The following is a 17,937-nucleotide window of genomic DNA, read 5'->3' as shown; positions in this document are numbered from 1 at the left end:
CGGGGCCCGTGCCGATGCTGGCAGCGGGCCCCGTGGGGGTCTTGCGGAAGGGTTAGAGGCTGGCGATGCGGGCGCGGTGCTCGGCCAGCTTGCCCAGGGCCTGTTCGGCCTCGGCCAGCTTGGCGCGCTCCTTGTCCAGCACCTCGGCCGGGGCCTTGGCGACGAAGCCCTGGTTGGCCAGCTTGCCGCCGACGCGCTTGACCTCGCCGTCCAGGCGGGCGATCTCCTTGTCCAGGCGCGCCAGTTCGGCGTCCTTGTCGATCAGCCCGGCCATCGGCACCAGCACTTCCATCTCGCCGACCAGGGCGGTGGCGGACAGCGGCGCCTCCTCGCCGGCGGCCAGCACCCGTACCGATTCCAGCTTGGCCAGCTTGTTGAGCAACGGCAGGTTGTCGGCCAGGCGGCGCTGGTCCAGTTGGCTGGCGTTGTTCAGCACCACGTCGATGCGCTTGGCCATGGAGATCTTCATCTCGCCGCGGATCTGCCGCAGGCCGAGCATCAGCGCCTTGACCCACTCGATGTCGCCCTCGGCGGCCGCGTCGATGCGGCTCTCGTTGGCCACCGGCCAGGGCTGCAGCATCAGGGTGTCGCCGCTGGCACCGGCCTGGGCCTTGATGCGTTGCCAGATGGCCTCGGTGATGAAGGGCATGAATGGATGGGCCAGGCGCAGCGCCACTTCCAGCACCCGGATCAGGGTGCGGCGGGTGCCGCGCTGGCGCTCGATCGGCGCCTGCTCGTCCCACAGCACCGGCTTGACCAGCTCCAGGTACCAGGCGCAGTACTCGTCCCAGATGAACTCGTACAGCGCCTGGGCGGCCAGGTCGAAGCGGAAGGCGTCGAGCTGGCGGGTCACTTCCGCCTCGGTGCGCTGCAGGGCGGAGATGATCCAGCGGTCCACCGCGGACAGCTCGACCGGCTCGCCGTTCACCCCGGTGTCCTGGCCATCGGTGTTCTCGATGACGAAGTTGGCGGCGTTCCAGATCTTGTTGCAGAAGTTGCGGTAGCCCTCGACCCGGCCCATGTCGAACTTGATGTCGCGGCCGGTGGAGGCCAGGGCCAGGTTGGTGAAGCGCAGGGCGTCGGTGCCGTAGGCGGCGATGCCCTCGGGGAACTCGGCGCGGGTCTGCTTGGCGATCTTCTCCGCCAGCTTGGGCTGCATCATGCCGCTGGTGCGCTTGGCCACCAGGGCTTCCAGGTCGATGCCGTCGACTATGTCCAGCGGGTCGAGCACGTTGCCCTTGGACTTGGACATCTTGTGGCCCTGGCTGTCGCGTACCAGGCCGTGCACGTAGACGGTCTTGAACGGCACCTGGGCGCTGCCGTCGGCGTTCTTCACCAGGTGCAGGGTCAGCATGACCATGCGCGCGACCCAGAAGAAGATGATGTCGAAGCCGGTGACCAGCACGTCGGTGGGGTGGAAGGTCTTCAGCGCCTCGGTCTGCTGCGGCCAGCCGAGGGTGGAGAAGGTCCACAGGCCGGAGCTGAACCAGGTGTCGAGCACGTCCTCGTCCTGGCGCAGGGCGATGTCGCCCAGATCGTGCTTGGCCCGCACTTCGGCCTCGTCGCGGCCGACATAGACGTTGCCGGCCTCGTCGTACCAGGCCGGGATGCGGTGGCCCCACCACAGCTGGCGGCTGATGCACCAGTCCTGGATGTCGCGCATCCAGGAGAAATACATGTTCTCGTACTGCTTGGGCACGAACTGGATCTGGCCGTCTTCCACGGCCTTGATGGCCGGCTCCGCCAGGGGCTTGGTGGAGACGTACCACTGGTCGGTCAGCCAGGGCTCGATGACGGTGCCGGAGCGGTCGCCCTTGGGCACCTTCAGCGCGTGTTCGTCGATCTTCTCCAGCAGCCCGGCGGCCTCGAAGGCGGCGACTATCTGCTTGCGCGCCGCGAAGCGGTCGAGGCCGGCGTAGTCGGCCGGCAGGCGGCCGTCGATGCTGTCGTTGACGCTGCCGTCGATGTTGAACACCTGGGCGCTGGCCAGCACGGCGGCGTTCTTGTCGAAGATGTTGAGCAGCGGCAGGTTGTGGCGCTTGCCGACTTCGTAGTCGTTGAAGTCGTGGGCCGGGGTGATCTTCACGCAGCCGGTACCGAACTCGGGATCGCAGTAGTCGTCGCCGACGATGGGGATGCGTCGACCCACCAGGGGCAGTTCGACGAAGTGGCCGATCAGCGCCTTGTAGCGTTCGTCTTCCGGGTGCACGGCGACGGCGGCGTCGCCCAGCATGGTTTCCGGGCGGGTGGTGGCGACGATCAGGTGGTCCTTGCCGTCGGCGGTGCGCTGGCCGTCGGCCAGCGGGTAGCGCAGGTGCCACAGGTTGCCTTTCTCGTCGTGGCTCTCCACCTCGAGGTCGGAGATGGCGGTGTGGAACTTGGTGTCCCAGTTGACCAGGCGCTTGCCGCGGTAGATCAGGCCGTCCTCGTGCAGGCGCACGAAGGCTTCCTTGACGGCTTCCGACAGGCCGTCGTCCATGGTGAAGCGCTCGCGCGACCAGTCCACCGAGCTGCCCAGGCGGCGGATCTGCCGGGTGATGGTGCCGCCGGACTGCTCCTTCCACTCCCAGACCTTCTCCAGGAACTTCTCCCGGCCCAGGTCGTGGCGGCTGATGCCGTCGGCGGCCAGCTGGCGCTCCACCACCATCTGGGTGGCGATGCCGGCATGGTCGGTGCCCGGTTGCCACAGGGTGTTGCGGCCCTGCATGCGACGGAAACGGATCAGCGCGTCCATGATCGAGTTGTTGAAGCCGTGACCCATGTGCAGGCTGCCGGTGACGTTCGGCGGCGGGATCATGATGGTGTACGGCTCGCCCGAACCCTGGGGGGCGAAGTAGTTGTTCGCCTCCCAGTTCTCGTACAGGGCGGTTTCAATGGCGTGCGGCTGGTAGGTCTTGTCCATGCGCGGCGGGACCCTTATGACGGCTGATCGGAAAAGCCGACAAGTATAACGGGGAAGCCGCGCCAGGCGTAAGGGCGCGCACCGGGAAGCTGACTGCCGGGGCGCGGCGCGGGCTCAGCCGCGGCGCGGCGGCAGCAGGCGGGTCAGGCGCGCCTCCAGGCGGCGCTTCAGCTCGGCCTCGATCTGCGGCACGAAGTCGTCGATGACGTCCTGCAGGATCAGCTGGGCGGCGGCGCGCAGTTCGTTGTCCAGTTTCTTCAGCTCGGCGGCGCTGTCGCGCAGCACGGCTTGCTCCAGGGTGCCGCGCAGGCCCGCGTCGGACTGGGCAGGCGATGCGGTGGCCTCGGGGCGGTGGCTGGGCGCCGGGGGCGGCGCGCCGGGCGGTGCTGCGGCGACGATATCGGAGAGCACGGGGATGGCGTCCGGGTCGAGGGCGTCGACCAGCAGCGGCGGCTCCAGGTCCTGGTCGCCCAGCAGCTCGCGGATCGACTCCAGGTCGTTCAGCAGTTGCGCGGGTTTCTGCGGTGGCTTCGGTGTGTCCATGGTATGCGGCGCTTAGAGCTCGACTCGTTGCGGATCATAGCCGCGCTGGCGGTAGCTGCGGAAATTCTCCCGGCAGGCGGTCAGCAGGTCTGGCTCCTGGTTGACGATCTCGATGATCCGGCTGAAGCGCTCGATAAAGGGTGAGAGGCTCGGGCTGAGGTTGATCAGCACGCCCTGTTCGGCGACCGGCTGTTCGTCCAGGCCGATCACCACCGGGGCGTGCGGGTCGTCCTGGTGCAGGTCGTGGGGCACGAAGGCTTCCGCCTTGAAGCGCCACAGCAGCTCGTCCAGCTCCGCGCATTGCTGGGCATCGGCGCCGCGCAGGAACACCGGCAGGCCGGCGCGCCAGGCCTTCATCGCCAGCTGGCAGGCGGCGCGCAGGCGCTCGGCCGGGGTGGCGGAGGAGAGCACATAGAACTCGATTCGGGGCATGGCGACTTCGGCGATGGGCTGGGGAGTCCGGGGCGGGCGAGCGCCCCGGCGTGGGTCAGGCCTGGCTGCGATCGAGCAGGTACTGGGTCAGCAAGGGCACCGGGCGGCCGGTGGCGCCCTTGTCCTTGCCGCCGCTGATCCAGGCGGTGCCGGCGATGTCCAGGTGCGCCCAGTGGTACTTCTTGGCGAAGCGCGAGAGGAAGCAGCCGGCGGTGATGGTGCCGGCCTTGGGCCCGCCGATGTTGGCGATGTCGGCGAAGGGGCTGTCCAGCTGCTCCTGGTACTCGTCGAACAGCGGCAGCTGCCAGGCGCGGTCGTCGGCGCTCTGGCCGGCGGCCAGCAGCTGCTGCACCAGCTCGTCGTCGTTGCCCATCAGGCCCGAGGTGTTGCCGCCCAGGGCGACGATGCAGGCGCCGGTGAGGGTGGCAATGTCGATCACCGCCTGGGGCTTGAAGCGCTCGGCGTAGGTCAGGGTGTCGCACAGCACCAGGCGGCCCTCGGCGTCGGTGTTGAGGATCTCCACGGTCTGCCCGCTCATGCTGGTGACGATGTCGCCGGGGCGGGTGGCGCGGCCGCTGGGCATGTTCTCGGCGCAGGCCAGCAGGCACACCAGGTTGATCGGCAGCTGCAGCTCGAGCACCGCCTTGAGGGTGCCGAACACGCTGGCGGCGCCGCACATGTCGTACTTCATCTCGTCCATGCCGGCCGCTGGCTTGATGCTGATGCCACCGGTGTCGAAGGTGATGCCCTTGCCGACCAGGGCGAAGGGTTTGTCGGTCTTCTTGCCGCCCTGGTAGTTGAGCACGATCATCCGCGGCGGCTGCTCGCTGCCCTGGGCCACGGCGAGGAAGGCGCCGGCGCCGAGTTCCTTGAGCTTCTTCTCGTCGAGGATCTCGACCTTGAGGTTCTTGTGCGCCTTGGCCAGGCCCTTGGCCTCCTCGGCCAGGTAGCTGGGGTGGCAGAGGTTCGGCGGCAGGTTGCCGAGGTCCTTGGTGAAGGCCATGCCGGCGGCGATGGCCTGGGCATGGCGAGCGGCGCGCTCGACCTCGGCCAGGTCGGCCTTGTCGCAGCTCAGGGTGAGCTTCTTCAGGGCGCGCGGCTCGGCCTTCTGGCTCTTGAAACGGTCGAACTGGTAGTCGCCGTCGGCCAGGGTCTCTACCATGAGGCGGGCCTTGCCGTAGGCGTCGCGGCCCTTGACGTTGAGGTCCTGCAGCGCCAGCACCGCGTCACCGCCGCCTAGCCCCTTGAGCACCGCCTGGGCGGCACCGACCAGCTTGCGCAGCTGGCGGTCGGAGAGTTCTTCGTCCTTGCCGCTGCCCACCAGCAGCACGCGTTCGGCCTTGAGGCCGGCCAGGTTGTGCGCCAGCAGGGTCTGGCCGAGCTTGCCGGCGAGGTCGCCACGCTTGAGCAGCGCGCTGATGGCGCCGGCGCTGGCGCCATCGATCGCTTTCGCCGTTTCGCCGAGCTTGCGGCCTTCGCCGACGGCGATGACCAGGGTGGCGGTTTTCAGGGTTTCCGGGCGAGCGCTTTTGACGAGAAATTCCATGGCGTAAGTGTCCCCAAGACAAGGAGTCGGTATTGCAGGATAATGCCGGTCATTTTTTCAGTGGTTCGTCCGTGGGCGAGCCGGCACGCAGTGCGGCTAGTGTGAGCGTAGCCGCCTGAGCCTGACAACCCTGGAGTGTCTGGTTTGATTGTCTTCCGTTATCTGTCCCGTGAGGTCCTGGTCACCCTGAGTGCGGTGAGCGCCGTGCTGCTGGTGATCATCATGAGTGGCCGCTTCATCAAGTACCTGGCGCAGGCCGCACAGGGCCTGCTGGACCCGGGGGTGCTGTTCCTGATCATGGGCTTTCGCCTGCCGGGGTTCCTCCAGTTGATCCTGCCCCTGGGCCTGTTCCTCGGCATCCTGCTGGCCTACGGGCGGCTCTACCTGGACAGCGAGATGACCGTGCTGTCGGCCACCGGCATGAGTCAGCAGCGCCTGCTGGTCTACAGCCTGGCGCCGGCACTGCTGGTGGCGCTGCTGGTGGCCTGGCTGAGCCTGGGGCTGGCGCCGCAGGGCGTGGCGGGGCAGATGCGCATCCTCAACGAGCAGGACGCCCTGACCGAGTTCGACACCCTGGTGCCGGGACGCTTTCAGGCCATGAAGGACGGCTCACGGGTGACCTACACCCAGGAACTGTCGGAGGACCGCGGCCAGCTGGGCGGCATCTTCATTTCCGAGAAGCGCTTCTCCCGCGACGGCGGCAAGGAGCGCGGCATCACCGTGCTGGTGGCCGAAAGCGGGCGCCAGGAGCTGCAGGCCGACGGCAGCCGCTACCTGATCCTGGAGAACGGCTATCGCTACGACGGCAATCCCGGCCAGGCGGACTACCGGGCGATCCAGTACGACACCTACGGCGTGCTGCTGCCCAAGCCCTCGGTCAGCGGCGAGGTCAGCGAGCGCGAGGCGGTGCCGACCCGGGAGCTGATCGGCAGCGACAATGCGCGGCTGCAGTCCGAGCTGCAGTGGCGCCTGTCCATCCCCTTGCTGGTGTTCGTCGTCACCCTGCTGGCCGTGCCGCTGTCCCGGGTCAACCCGCGCCAGGGGCGATTCCTCAAGCTGTTGCCGGCGGTCTTGCTGTACATGGCCTACCTGGCGTTGCTGATCGCCGCGCGCGGCGCCCTGGATAAGGGGAAGATTCCCCTGGAGCTGGGGTTGTGGTGGGTGCATGGGGTGTTCGTGGCGATAGGTCTCGGGCTGCTCTATTGGGAGCCGCTGCGGCTGAAGTGGGCGAGTCGTCGTGCTGCGCGGGAGGTGGCTCGTGGTTAGGCTGGATAGGTACATCGGCATTCAGGTGTTCGTCGCGATTCTCGCGGTGCTGGGGATCATCGTCGGGCTGGCCCTGCTGTTCGCCTTCATCGATGAGCTGGGCGATGTCGAGGGCAATTACAGCCTGGGCGCGGCCGCCTGGTATGTCGTGCTGACCCTGCCGCGGCGGGTGTACGAGATGCTGCCGATGGCGGCCCTGATCGGCTGCCTGATCGGCCTGGGCAGTCTGGCCAGCAGCAGCGAGCTGACCGTGATGCGCGCCGCCGGCGTGTCGATCGGGCGGATCGTCTGGGCGGTGATGAAGCCGATGCTGGTGCTGATGCTGGCCGGCATCCTGATCGGCGAGTACCTGGCGCCCTGGAGCGAGAACCTGGCCCAGGCCAATCGCGCCATGGCCCAGGGCGGCGGCGAGGCGCAGAGCGCCAAGCGCGGTCTGTGGCATCGCCAGGGCCAGGAGTTCGTGCATATCAACGCGGTGCAGCCCGATGGTGTGCTGTATGGCGTGACCCGCTACCGATTCGATGAGCAGCGAAACCTGCTGTCGTCCAGCTTCGCCCGGCGCGCGTTGTATCAGGGCGATCACTGGCAGCTGGAAAGCGTCGTCACCACGCATTTCCGCGGACGCAGCACGGAAGTGGTCGAGGTGCCGCGCGAGCGCTGGGAGGTCGAGCTCAATCCGCAGCTGCTCGGCACCGTGGTGCTGGAGCCCGAGGCGTTGTCGGTGACCGGGTTGTGGCGCTACATCCAGTATCTGGCCGAGCAGGGCCTGAACAACGGCCGCTACTGGCTGGCGTTCTGGACCAAGATGCTGCAGCCGCTGGTGACGGCCGCCCTGGTGCTGATGGCGATCTCCTTCATCTTCGGTCCGCTGCGTTCGGTGACCCTGGGGCAGCGGGTGTTCACCGGGGTGCTGGTCGGCTTCGTGTTCAGCATCGCCCAGGATCTGCTGGGGCCGTCGAGCCTGGTGTTCGGCTTCTCGCCGCTGCTGGCCGTGCTGGCGCCGGCGGGCGTCTGTGCCCTGGCCGGCCTTGGGTTGCTGCGGCGAGCCGGGTAGCCGGCCGCGGTCAAAGAAAAGCCGGCTCGCTGCCGGCTTTTCTATTTCGCATGGCTACTTCTTGTGGATGTTCTTCGGCAGCTGCACGGTACGGCTGGCGGAATAGATGTCATGCCAGCTGCGTTTTTCCTTGTCCCAGAGGACCCACAGGAAACCCAGGCCGAGGCACAGCCAGGAGGCGATGGCGACCAGGAAGCGCAGCAGTGCCTGCCACAGGTCGATGGCGCTGCCGTCCGGATTCTGGATGCGGAGGCCCCAGACCTGCATGCCCAGGGTCTGGCCGTTGTGGGTCCAGAACTTGGCGAAGAAGCCGAACAGGCTCAGCAGCAGCAGGGTCGACAGCAGGGGGTCGCCGTCCAGGGCGCCGGCGTCGGACAGCCGCTTGAGCTGCGCTTCGCCATAGAAGCCCATGAGCGCCAGCTTGTAGATGAAGGTCACGACTATGAGCAGGGCGATGCACAGCAGGAAATCGTAGAACAGTGCCGCGAGGCGGCGGCTCAGGCCGGCGGCGGGGAAGTCACCGTGCGGGCGCAGCAGGTGTTTCGGCATGGAGGGCTCGTCGGGCAATAGTACTGAGGAGTCTTTCGTGTGTGCTTTTATGTACTTTCAGGCATAAAAAAACCCCTGATGCTGCCATCAGGGGTTCTTCAAGGCGGCAGGTTTAGCCCAGGACTTGAACCTGGTCAGCCTGCATGCCTTTTTGACCTTGCACAGCTACGAAGCTGACTTTCTGGCCTTCTTTCAGGCTCTTGAAGCCGTTGCCTTCGATCGCGCGGAAGTGCACGAACAGATCCGGACCGCTTTCGGGAGTGATAAAACCAAAACCTTTCTCGTCGTTAAACCACTTGACGGTACCGTTCTGACGATTCGACATGTCTTATTTCCTTGAAACTAGAGTTGATGACAGCCCCTAAATAATAGAGGACTGAGACTGGTTGCAAAGAGTAATAGAAGTCGAGCGGGATGTAGCGGATCTGGAGGATCTACTGCATCAGGTCACGATTCACGGCGACCCATGCAAACACAGTTCAATCACTCTACGCTAACTTTTGGGCAAATGCCAACCCCGGCGCGGCCCGAGAATCGCGGTCGATCGAGGCTGTTTGCAGGCTGTCGGAGATGCCTGTGCCAGCTGGACTCGGGGTGCGGGAGTCGCAGTCCGGTCGACTGCGCGGCGCCACTTTACGCAGGGGTAAGGCGGCAGGAAGGATCATTGGTGCCCCGGGGGAGACTCGAACTCCCACTCCTTTCGGAAACGGATTTTGAATCCGCCGCGTCTACCGGTTCCGCCACCGGGGCACAATGGCGGCGCAGTATAGGGAGGCGGTTGCGCCCGGTCAATCCACTTGCGTGGCCAGCATGGGGGAATTCCGGTAAGCTTTGCCGCCCTGAAATTCGACTCCCTTTCCCGCCATGCGCGTCGCCGACTTCCACTTCGAGCTGCCCGATTCCCTGATTGCCCGTTACCCCCTGGCCGAGCGCCGGGCCAGTCGCCTGCTGGTGCTCGATGGGCCGAGCGGGCAGCTCGCCCATCGCCAGTTCGGCGATCTGCTGACGTATCTGCGTCCGGGCGATCTGATGGTGTTCAACGACACCCGGGTGATTCCGGCGCGCCTGTTCGGCCAGAAGGCCAGCGGCGGCCGGCTGGAAGTGCTGGTCGAGCGCGTGCTGGACAGTCATCGGGTGCTGGCCCATGTGCGTTCGAGCAAGTCGCCCAAGCCGGGCTCGACCATCCTGCTCGACGGTGGCGGCGAGGCGCAGATGCTGGCGCGCCATGATGCGCTGTTCGAGTTGCGCTTCGCCGAAGAGGTGCTGCCGCTGCTCGAGCGCATCGGCCACATGCCGCTGCCGCCCTATATCGACCGCCCCGACGAGAGCGCCGACCGCGAGCGTTACCAGACCGTCTATGCCGCCCGTGCCGGCGCGGTGGCGGCGCCGACTGCGGGCCTGCACTTCGATCAGGCCATGCTCGCGGCGATCGCCGAGAAAGGCATCGAGACGGCCTTCGTGACCCTGCATGTGGGGGCCGGCACTTTCCAGCCGGTGCGGGTCGAGCGCATCGAGGACCACCACATGCACAGCGAGTGGCTGGAGGTCGGCCAGGCGGTGGTGGATGCCGTGGCGGCCTGTCGCGCCCGCGGCGGGCGGGTGATAGCGGTCGGCACCACCAGCGTGCGCTCGCTGGAGAGTGCGGCGCGCGACGGTGTGCTCAAGGCTTTCAGTGGCGACACCGACATCTTTATCTACCCGGGGCGGCCGCTGCATGTGGTCGATGCCCTGGTCACCAACTTCCACCTGCCGGAGTCGACCCTGCTGATGCTGGTGTCGGCCTTCGCCGGCTATCCGGAAACCATGGCGGCCTATAAAAGCGCGGTCGCCGAGGGTTATCGCTTCTTTAGTTACGGTGACGCCATGTTCGTCACCCGCAATCCCGCGCCGCGCGGGCCCGAGGAAACAGTATGACGCGCACCTGTCGCATGTCTTTCGAGTTGTTGGCGACCGATGGCAAGGCGCGCCGGGGGCGCCTGAGCTTTCCCCGTGGCGTGGTCGAGACGCCGGCGTTCATGCCGGTGGGCACCTACGGCACGGTCAAGGGCATGCTGCCGCGGGATATCGAGGCCATAGGCGCGCAGATCATCCTCGGCAACACCTTTCACCTGTGGCTGCGCCCGGGCACCGAGGTGATCAAGCGGCATGGCGACCTGCACGATTTCATGCAGTGGCAGGGGCCGATCCTCACCGATTCCGGCGGTTTCCAGGTGTTCAGCCTGGGCGCCATGCGCAAGATCAAGGAGGAGGGTGTGTATTTCGCCTCGCCGGTGGATGGCTCCAAGGTGTTCATGGGGCCGGAGGAGTCGATGCAGGTGCAGCGCGACCTCGGTTCGGACATCGTGATGATCTTCGACGAGTGCACGCCCTATCCGGCCGAGTTCGATGTGGCCAAGCGCTCCATGGAGCTGTCGTTGCGCTGGGCCAAGCGCTCCAAGGAGGCGCACGGCGACAGCACGGCGGCGCTGTTCGGCATCGTCCAGGGCGGCATGCATGAAGAGCTGCGCCGGCGCTCGCTGGAGGGCTTGAGCGAGATCGGCTTCGACGGCCTGGCGATCGGCGGCCTGTCGGTCGGCGAGCCGAAGGAGGAGATGATCCGGGTGCTGGACTACCTGCCGGAGCAGTTGCCGGCGGACAAGCCGCGCTACCTGATGGGCGTCGGCAAGCCGGAGGACCTGGTCGAGGGCGTGCGCCGTGGCGTGGACATGTTCGACTGCGTGATGCCGACCCGCAATGCGCGCAACGGCCACCTGTTCGTCGAGACCGGGGTGCTGAAGATCCGCAATGCGGTGCACAAGCACGACGACTCGCCGCTGGACCCTGCCTGCGACTGCTACACCTGCCGGCACTTTTCCCGCTCCTATCTGCATCATCTGGATAAGTGCGGCGAAATGCTGGGAAGCATGCTCAATACCGTGCACAACTTGCGCCATTACCAGCGTCTCATGGCTGGTTTGCGCGAGGCAATTCAACAGGGTACATTGGCCGCCTTTGTCGATGCGTTCTATGCTCGGCGCGGCCTGCCAACGCCGCCTCTCGCCTGATCTATCGCTGTTCTAAAAGACCTTTCCAACAGGAGTGTTACATGAGCTTTTTGATTCCCGCTGCATACGCCGAAGCGGCTGCCCCGGCCGCCGGTCCTGCCGGCACCGGTTTCGAGTGGGTGTTCCTGGTCGGTTTCCTGGTCATCTTCTACCTGATGATCTGGCGTCCTCAGGCCAAGCGGGCCAAGGAGCACAAGAACCTGATCGGCAACCTGCAGAAGGGTGACGAGGTGGTGACCAGCGGCGGCATCGCCGGCAAGGTCACCAAGGTCAGCGACGACTTCGTGGTCATCGAGGCGTCCGACACCGTCGAGCTGAAGATCCAGAAGGTGGCCATCGCCGCGACCCTGCCCAAGGGCACGCTGAAAGCCATCTGAGCTCCACATCATCACCATTCGACGGGGCGCTAAATGCGCCCCGCGTCATAACGGGCGGCGTCATGCTCAATAAGTTTCCTCTGTGGAAGTACCTGCTGATCGTGGCTGTGCTGGCGATCGGCTTCATTTATTCGGCACCCAACCTCTACCCGGACGATCCGGCGATCCAGATCAGCGGCAACAGCACGGCGATGCGCGTCGAGCAGGCCGACCTGGAGCGTGCCGGCCGTGCGCTGCGTGAGGCGGGCATCGAGGTCAAGGCAATGAGCCTGGCCGAGCAGGGCCGCGGCGGCTTGCTGCGTCTGGCCAGCCAGGAAGATCAGCTGCCGGCCAAGGACGTGGTGCGTCGGGTCCTGGGTGGCGACTTCGTGGTCGCCCTGAACCTGGCGCAGACCACCCCGGACTGGCTGCGCAACCTGGGCGCCGGGCCGATGAAGCTGGGTCTGGACCTGTCCGGTGGTGTGCACTTCCTGCTGGAAGTGGACATGGACAAGGCCCTGGATGCCCGGCGCAAGGTCTATGAGGGCGAGGTCAAGAGCCTGCTGCGCAAGGAGCGGGTACGCTACCGCAGCCTGCCCGAGGCCGCCGGCGCCATTCAGCTGGGCTTCGCCGACGAGGCGACGCTGGAGCAGGCGCAGCGCCTGATCCGCAAAGATTTCACCGATTTCGAGCTGACCGCCGTCGAGCGTAACGAGATGCAGGTGCTGCGCCTGACTCTGACTCCGGCCAAGCTCGCCGAGATTCGCGAGTATTCGATCAAGCAGAACCTGACCACGGTGCGCAACCGGGTCAACGAACTCGGCGTGGCCGAGCCGCTGGTCCAGCGCCAGGGCGCCAACCGCATCGTGGTGGAACTGCCGGGCGTGCAGGATACCGCCGAGGCCAAGCGCATTCTCGGCAAGACCGCCAACCTCGAGTTCCGCCTGCAGGCCGAGTTGGATGCGTCGCGAGCCTCCACCGAGACCTTCGAGTTTCGCGAAGAGGGCCGGCCGCCGGTACAGCTCGAGCGCGAGCTGATCATTACCGGTGACCAGGTCACCGATGCTCAGGCCAGCTTCGACGAGAACGGCCGGCCGCAGGTGAATATCCGCCTGGATGGCCACGGCGGCGACCTGATGAACCGGGCCACGCGTAACAATGTCGGCCGCAGCATGGCGGTGATCTTCATCGAACAGAAGCCGGTGACCCGCTACGCACGCCAGGTGGTCGATGGCGTCGAGCAGGAAGTGGCGATCCCCGGCTTCGTCGAGGAGAAGAAGATCATCAGCCTGGCGACCATCCAGTCGCCGCTCGGCAGCCAGTTCCGCATCACCGGCCTGGACGGCCAGGGCGAGTCTTCCGAGCTGGCCCTGCTGCTGCGTGCCGGTGGCCTGGCGGCGCCGATGTACTTCGCCGAAGAGCGCACCATCGGTCCGAGCCTGGGGGCCGACAACATCGCCAAGGGCGTCGATGCGTCGCTGTGGGGCATGCTGTTCGTCTCGCTGTTCATCGTCGCCATCTACCGCTACTTCGGCGTGCTGGCGACCCTGGCGCTGGGTTTGAACATGGTCCTGCTGCTGGCGTTGATGTCGCTGCTCAGCGCCACCCTGACCCTGCCGGGCATCGCCGGCATCGTCCTGACCATGGGCATGGCGGTGGATGCCAACGTGCTGATCTTCTCGCGCATTCGCGAGGAGATCGCCAACGGCATGTCGATTCAGCGGGCCGTGCACGAAGGCTTCGATCGCGCCTTCACGGCCATCGTCGATGCCAACCTGACCACCTTGCTGGTCGGCGGCATTCTCTTCGCCATGGGCACCGGTCCGGTCAAGGGCTTCGCCGTGACCCTGTCGCTGGGGATCCTGACCTCGATGTTCACCGCCATTCTGGTGACGCGCGCCTTGGTCAACCTGAGTGTCGGTGGGCGTGACTTCAAGAAGCTGTGGATCTAAGGGGTCGAGATGAATCGTACGATCAACTTCATGGGCGTGCGCAATCTCGCGTTCGCCCTCACGCTGGTGCTGACGCTCCTGTCGTTGGGCAGCCTGTTTATCAAGGGCCTGAACCTGGGGCTGGACTTCACCGGCGGCACCCAGATCGAGCTGGGCTACGAGCAGCCGGCCGATCTCGGCAAGGTGCGCGCGCAACTGGCCGGTGCCGGGTTCGCCGATGCGGTGGTGCAGAGCTTCGGTGCCACCACCGATGTGGTGGTGCGCATGCAGGGCGACGACCCCGACCTGGGCAATAAGGTGGCCACGGCCTTGCGCCAGTCCGGCGATGCGCTGGAGGTAAAGAAGGTCGAGTTCGTCGGTCCGCAGGTGGGCGAGGAGCTGCGTGATCAGGGCGGCCTCGGCATGCTCCTGGCGCTCGGCGGGATCATGCTGTACCTGGCCTTCCGCTTCCAGTGGAAGTTCTCCCTGGGCGCCATCGTCTCCCTGGTGCATGACGTCATCGTCACCCTGGGCATCCTGTCGTTCTTCCAGATCACCTTCGACCTGACGGTGTTGGCGGCCCTGCTGGCGATCATCGGCTACTCGCTGAACGACACCATCGTGGTGTTCGACCGGGTGCGCGAGAACTTCCGCGTGCTGCGCAAGACCAGCCTGGTCGACAACATCAACATCTCCACCACCCAGACCCTGCTGCGTACCTTGGCGACCTCGATCTCCACCTTGCTGGCCGTCGGCGCGCTGCTGCTGTTCGCCGGCGACAACCTGTTCGGTTTCGCCATTGCGCTGTTCGTCGGAGTGCTGGTCGGTACCTACTCGTCGGTCTATATCGCCAACGTGGTGCTGATATGGCTCGACCTGGCGGTCGAGGACCTGATCCCGCCGGTGGTGACCGAAGAGGTCGACGAGCGTCCCTGAGTGCCTGCGCCCGGTCGCGCACGGTTTTCGGCGTGAGCGTCGCGGAACTTGCCGCGAGGCCGTCCGGTCAAACCCTGCGAATGAGGCGGGATGCGCCGGATGGACTGGAAATCGGGAGAGGGCCATGAACAAGTCGATGCTCGTGGGTGTGGTGTTGGGTGCCGTGGGGGTCACTGCCGGCGGTGCGGTGGCGACCTACAAGCTGGTCAGTGCGCCGGAGTACGCGGAGGTGCTGGCCGTGCAGCCGGTCAAGGAGACCATCAAGACGCCGCGTCAGGAATGCCGCGAGGTGGCCGTGACCCGGCAGAAGCCGGTGCAGGATCAGCATCGCATCGCCGGCACGGCCATCGGGGCGGTGGTCGGTGGCTTGCTCGGCAATCAGGTGGGTGGCGGCACCGGCAAGAAGATCGCGACCGTCGCCGGTGCGGTCGGTGGCGGCTATGCCGGCAACAAGGTGCAGGAGAACATGCAGGCCGGTGATACCTATACCACCACCGAGACGCGCTGCAGCACGGTGACCGATACCAGCGAGAAGCTGGTCGGCTACGACGTGAAGTACCAGCTCGACGGCAAGGTCGGGCAGGTGCGCATGGATCATGATCCGGGTCGGCAGATTCCGCTCGACGATGATGGCCAGTTGGTGCTGACGCAGTCCGTGCAGTGATGCGCCGCCACTCTGGTTCGTAGAAAGCGCCCCGCGGGGCGCTTTTTCGTGGGCGATAAAAAACCGGCGCGAGGCCGGTTTCTTGTGTTCGTCTGGCGCCGCTTAGCGTTTCAGGCTCGCCGACAGGTGCGGCTGGATGGCGGTCAGCACGGCCTTGAAGCACTTGGTGTTGCCGGCGACGATCTGGCCCTTCTCGAGGAATTCATGGCCGCCGCTGAAGTCGCTGACCAGGCCGCCTGCTTCCTGGATCAGCAGGGCGCCGGCCGCCATGTCCCACTCCGACAGGCCGAATTCCCAGAAGGCGTCGAAGCGCCCGGCGGCGACGTAGGCCAGGTCCAGGCTGGCGGCACCCGCGCGGCGTACGCCGGCGGTCTGGCCGACCAGGCTGCGGAACATCCCGAGGTAGTTTTCCAGGTTGTCCAGTTGGCTGTCGCGGAACGGGAAGCCGGTGCCGAGCAGGGCGCCGTCCAGGCTCTTGCGCGTGCTGACGCGCAGGCGGCGGCCGTTGAGGGCGGCGCCGCGGCCGCGGCTGGCGGTGAACTCCTCCTGGCGCACCGGATCGATGATCACCGCGTGCTCCAGGCGGCCACGGTACTTGCAGGCCACGCTGACGGCGAAGTGGGGGACGCCGCGGATGAAGTTGGTGGTGCCGTCCAGCGGGTCGATGATCCACTGGTAGTCGGCGCCCTCGCCGCTGCCTTCGATCGCGGCGCCTTCTTCGCCGAGGAAGCCGTGGTTCGGGTAGGCCTTGCGCAGCGCCTGGATGATCAACTGCTCGGCGGAGCGGTCGATCTCCGTCACGTAATCTTTGGCATCCTTCTCGTCGACCGAGATGACGTCCAAGCGTTCGATCGAGCGGAAGATCATTTCACCGGCGCTACGGGCTGCGCGCAGCGCGATATTCAGCATGGGCTGCATGGATGTTCACCTGGGTCGTTAAAGAAAGCCGGCCATTCTAGCAGAAAAGCCCGTTGGTTGAAGTGCCGCCTGCGCTGCGCATGGCATTAATGGGGGGGGTTCTGTAAGATTTCCTCCCCTTGTATTTGCAATGTGAGCGCTCGAGTTGCTGCAGAATATTCGCGTGGTTTTGGTCAACACCAGTCATCCGGGCAATATCGGCGGTGCGGCGCGTGCCATGAAGAACATGGGGCTGTCGCGCCTGGTGCTGGTCGATCCGGTCGATTTTCCCAGTGGCGACGCGGTGGCGCGGGCCTCCGGCGCCACGGATATTCTCGACGCCGCCCAGGTGGTCGGCACGCTGGAGGAGGCGCTGGTCGGCTGCAGCCTGGTGCTGGGTACCAGTGCGCGGGATCGGCGCATCCCCTGGCCGCTGCTCGACCCGCGCGAGTGCGGGGTGGCGAGCTGCGAGCAGGCCGCGCAGGGCGGCGAGGTGGCGCTGGTGTTCGGGCGCGAATACGCCGGCCTGACCAATGAAGAGCTGCAGCGCTGTCAGTTTCATGTGCATATTCCGTCCGACCCGCAGTTCAGCTCGCTGAATCTGGCGGCGGCGGTGCAGGTGCTGGCCTACGAGGTGCGCATGGCCTGGCTGGCGGCCCAGGATCGGCCGACCAAGGTGGCCAAGCAGGAGACCACCGCCATGCTGGACATGCAGCCGGTGACGGCGGACGAGCTGGAGTCCTTCTATGCGCACCTGGAGTTGTCCTTGGTGGAGATCGGCTTTCTCGATCCGGCCAAGCCGCGGCACCTGATGAGTCGTCTGCGTCGGTTATATGGGCGCAGTGGCATCAGCAAGCTGGAAATGAATATCTTGCGCGGCATTCTGACGGAGACCGTCAAGGCTGCGCGTGGTGAGCACCATAGGCAGGGGAAATCTGATGTTTGAGCGCATGCGGGAAGATATCCAGAGTGTATTCCATCGTGATCCGGCGGCGCGTAATGCACTGGAGGTGGTCACCTGCTACCCGGGTCTGCATGCGGTCTGGCTGCATCGCGCGGCGCATGCCTTGTGGGGCGCGGGTTGGAAGTGGCTGGCGCGCATGGTCTCCAACTTCGGGCGCTGGCTGACCGGCATCGAGATTCACCCCGGAGCGAAGATCGGTCGGCGCTTCTTCATCGACCATGGCATGGGCATCGTCATCGGCGAGACGGCCGAGATCGGCAATGATGTCACCCTGTATCAGGGGGTGACCCTGGGCGGCACCAGCTGGAACAAGGGCAAGCGCCATCCGACCCTGGAGGATGGCGTGGTGGTCGGGGCGGGCGCCAAGGTGCTGGGCCCCTTCACGGTCGGCGCCGGCGCGAAGATCGGCTCCAATGCCGTGGTGACCAAGGCGGTGCCGGCCGGCGCGACGGCCGTGGGTATCCCGGGGCGGATCATCGTCAAGGTCGATGGCGAGCAGGAGGCCAAGCGTCAGGCCATGGCGGAGAAGCTCGGCTTCGATGCCTACGGGGTCGGTCAGGACATGCCCGATCCGGTGGCGCGTGCCATCGGTCAGCTGCTCGATCATCTGCAGGCGGTCGATGGCCGGCTGGAGGGCATGTGCAGTGCGCTCACCGCCCTGGGTAGCGACTACTGCGCGAAGGAGTTGCCGGCGCTGCGCGACGAGGATTTCGCCGGCGTCTGCAAGGATCAGGACGGCAAGCCGGTCGCCTGATGCGTGGCGCGCGGCATTTTGCTATGCTGCGCGCCCTTCGCCTCGTTCAATTCCGAGTGAATCCATAGGTCTTATAGTTGACTTAAATACTCGGGAATT

General features: G+C 66.0%; 17 protein-coding genes and 1 tRNA gene. 10 read left to right on the top strand and 8 right to left on the bottom strand.

The window, feature by feature from the left end:
* Window positions 1-52: 52 nt before the first annotated feature.
* From I0D00_RS17275 to I0D00_RS17260, 4 genes are all read right to left on the bottom strand, one after another.
* Window positions 53-2,902 carry a valine--tRNA ligase gene (locus I0D00_RS17275; protein ID WP_213641051.1) on the bottom strand — a complete coding sequence of 950 codons (2,850 nt, stop codon included), beginning with the start codon at window positions 2,900-2,902 and terminating at the stop codon, window positions 53-55.
* Between the two features lie 114 nt (window positions 2,903-3,016).
* The gene (locus tag I0D00_RS17270; RefSeq protein WP_213641050.1) at window positions 3,017-3,445 is read right to left on the bottom strand and encodes a DNA polymerase III subunit chi; all 429 of its coding nucleotides are present in this window, start codon (window positions 3,443-3,445) and stop codon (window positions 3,017-3,019) included.
* 12 nt (window positions 3,446-3,457) lie between these two features.
* Window positions 3,458-3,877, bottom strand: a complete 420-nt coding sequence (locus I0D00_RS17265; RefSeq protein ID WP_213641049.1) for a DNA polymerase III subunit chi — start codon at window positions 3,875-3,877, stop codon at window positions 3,458-3,460.
* Window positions 3,878-3,932: 55 nt separating this feature from the next.
* Window positions 3,933-5,423 (bottom strand): leucyl aminopeptidase, encoded by a 1,491-nt coding sequence (locus I0D00_RS17260; protein ID WP_213641048.1) that lies wholly within the window; start codon window positions 5,421-5,423, stop codon window positions 3,933-3,935.
* A gap of 144 nt (window positions 5,424-5,567) precedes the next feature.
* Here I0D00_RS17260 and lptF point away from each other — a divergent pair, with 144 nt between their 5' ends.
* Both lptF and lptG read left to right on the top strand, forming a co-directional pair.
* Window positions 5,568-6,689 (top strand): LPS export ABC transporter permease LptF, encoded by a 1,122-nt coding sequence (gene lptF, locus I0D00_RS17255; protein WP_213641047.1) that lies wholly within the window; start codon window positions 5,568-5,570, stop codon window positions 6,687-6,689.
* Entirely contained in the window at window positions 6,682-7,743 is a 1,062-nt protein-coding gene (gene lptG / locus I0D00_RS17250) for an LPS export ABC transporter permease LptG (protein ID WP_213641046.1), read from the top strand. Before lptF ends, lptG begins: the two co-directional genes overlap by 8 nt.
* Before the next feature lie 54 nt (window positions 7,744-7,797).
* On the opposite strand, the gene I0D00_RS17245 is transcribed toward lptG, so the two are convergent.
* The 3 genes from I0D00_RS17245 to I0D00_RS17235 all read right to left on the bottom strand — a co-directional run bounded on the left by I0D00_RS17245 (window position 7,798) and on the right by I0D00_RS17235 (window position 9,042).
* Window positions 7,798-8,292 carry an RDD family protein gene (locus I0D00_RS17245; protein WP_213641045.1) on the bottom strand — a complete coding sequence of 165 codons (495 nt, stop codon included), beginning with the start codon at window positions 8,290-8,292 and terminating at the stop codon, window positions 7,798-7,800.
* A gap of 112 nt (window positions 8,293-8,404) precedes the next feature.
* Window positions 8,405-8,617, bottom strand: coding sequence for a cold-shock protein (locus I0D00_RS17240; protein WP_003459665.1), 213 nt, complete (start codon window positions 8,615-8,617; stop codon window positions 8,405-8,407).
* Window positions 8,618-8,957: 340 nt separating this feature from the next.
* Window positions 8,958-9,042, bottom strand: a tRNA-Leu gene (locus I0D00_RS17235).
* 114 nt (window positions 9,043-9,156) lie between these two features.
* Between I0D00_RS17235 and queA the strand changes: the two genes are divergently transcribed.
* The 6 genes from queA (at window position 9,157) to I0D00_RS17205 (ending at window position 15,223) form a co-directional block, all read left to right on the top strand.
* Window positions 9,157-10,206 (top strand): tRNA preQ1(34) S-adenosylmethionine ribosyltransferase-isomerase QueA, encoded by a 1,050-nt coding sequence (gene queA / locus I0D00_RS17230; protein ID WP_213641044.1) that lies wholly within the window; start codon window positions 9,157-9,159, stop codon window positions 10,204-10,206.
* A gap of 14 nt (window positions 10,207-10,220) precedes the next feature.
* Window positions 10,221-11,336 carry a tRNA guanosine(34) transglycosylase Tgt gene (gene tgt / locus I0D00_RS17225; RefSeq protein ID WP_213641815.1) on the top strand — a complete coding sequence of 372 codons (1,116 nt, stop codon included), beginning with the start codon at window positions 10,221-10,223 and terminating at the stop codon, window positions 11,334-11,336.
* A 41-nt stretch (window positions 11,337-11,377) separates the two neighbouring features.
* Entirely contained in the window at window positions 11,378-11,713 is a 336-nt protein-coding gene (gene yajC, locus I0D00_RS17220) for a preprotein translocase subunit YajC (RefSeq protein WP_213641043.1), read from the top strand.
* A 62-nt stretch (window positions 11,714-11,775) separates the two neighbouring features.
* Window positions 11,776-13,644 (top strand): protein translocase subunit SecD, encoded by a 1,869-nt coding sequence (secD, locus tag I0D00_RS17215; RefSeq protein WP_213641042.1) that lies wholly within the window; start codon window positions 11,776-11,778, stop codon window positions 13,642-13,644.
* A gap of 9 nt (window positions 13,645-13,653) precedes the next feature.
* Window positions 13,654-14,559, top strand: a complete 906-nt coding sequence (gene secF, locus I0D00_RS17210) for a protein translocase subunit SecF (protein WP_213641041.1) — start codon at window positions 13,654-13,656, stop codon at window positions 14,557-14,559.
* A 124-nt stretch (window positions 14,560-14,683) separates the two neighbouring features.
* Window positions 14,684-15,223 carry a glycine zipper 2TM domain-containing protein gene (locus I0D00_RS17205; protein WP_213641040.1) on the top strand — a complete coding sequence of 180 codons (540 nt, stop codon included), beginning with the start codon at window positions 14,684-14,686 and terminating at the stop codon, window positions 15,221-15,223.
* 102 nt (window positions 15,224-15,325) lie between these two features.
* Here the strand turns inward: I0D00_RS17205 and suhB are convergent, their stop codons facing one another.
* Window positions 15,326-16,141, bottom strand: a complete 816-nt coding sequence (gene suhB, locus I0D00_RS17200; RefSeq protein WP_213641039.1) for a type III secretion system regulator SuhB — start codon at window positions 16,139-16,141, stop codon at window positions 15,326-15,328.
* A 145-nt stretch (window positions 16,142-16,286) separates the two neighbouring features.
* On the opposite strand from suhB, the gene trmJ reads away from it, so the two are divergent.
* On the top strand, window positions 16,287-17,066 hold the full coding sequence (trmJ, locus tag I0D00_RS17195; RefSeq protein ID WP_213641038.1) for a tRNA (cytosine(32)/uridine(32)-2'-O)-methyltransferase TrmJ: 780 nt from the start codon (window positions 16,287-16,289) through the stop codon (window positions 17,064-17,066).
* Window positions 17,059-17,838 carry a serine O-acetyltransferase gene (gene cysE / locus I0D00_RS17190; protein ID WP_213641037.1) on the top strand — a complete coding sequence of 260 codons (780 nt, stop codon included), beginning with the start codon at window positions 17,059-17,061 and terminating at the stop codon, window positions 17,836-17,838. The genes trmJ and cysE overlap by 8 nt, the downstream gene beginning before the upstream one ends.
* The last annotated feature ends 99 nt before the right edge of the window (window positions 17,839-17,937 follow it).

The organism is Pseudomonas lalucatii (assembly GCF_018398425.1).
In the GTDB taxonomy this organism is placed as follows: domain Bacteria; phylum Pseudomonadota; class Gammaproteobacteria; order Pseudomonadales; family Pseudomonadaceae; genus Aquipseudomonas; species Aquipseudomonas lalucatii.
This window is presented reverse-complemented; position numbering and strand designations above follow the sequence as displayed.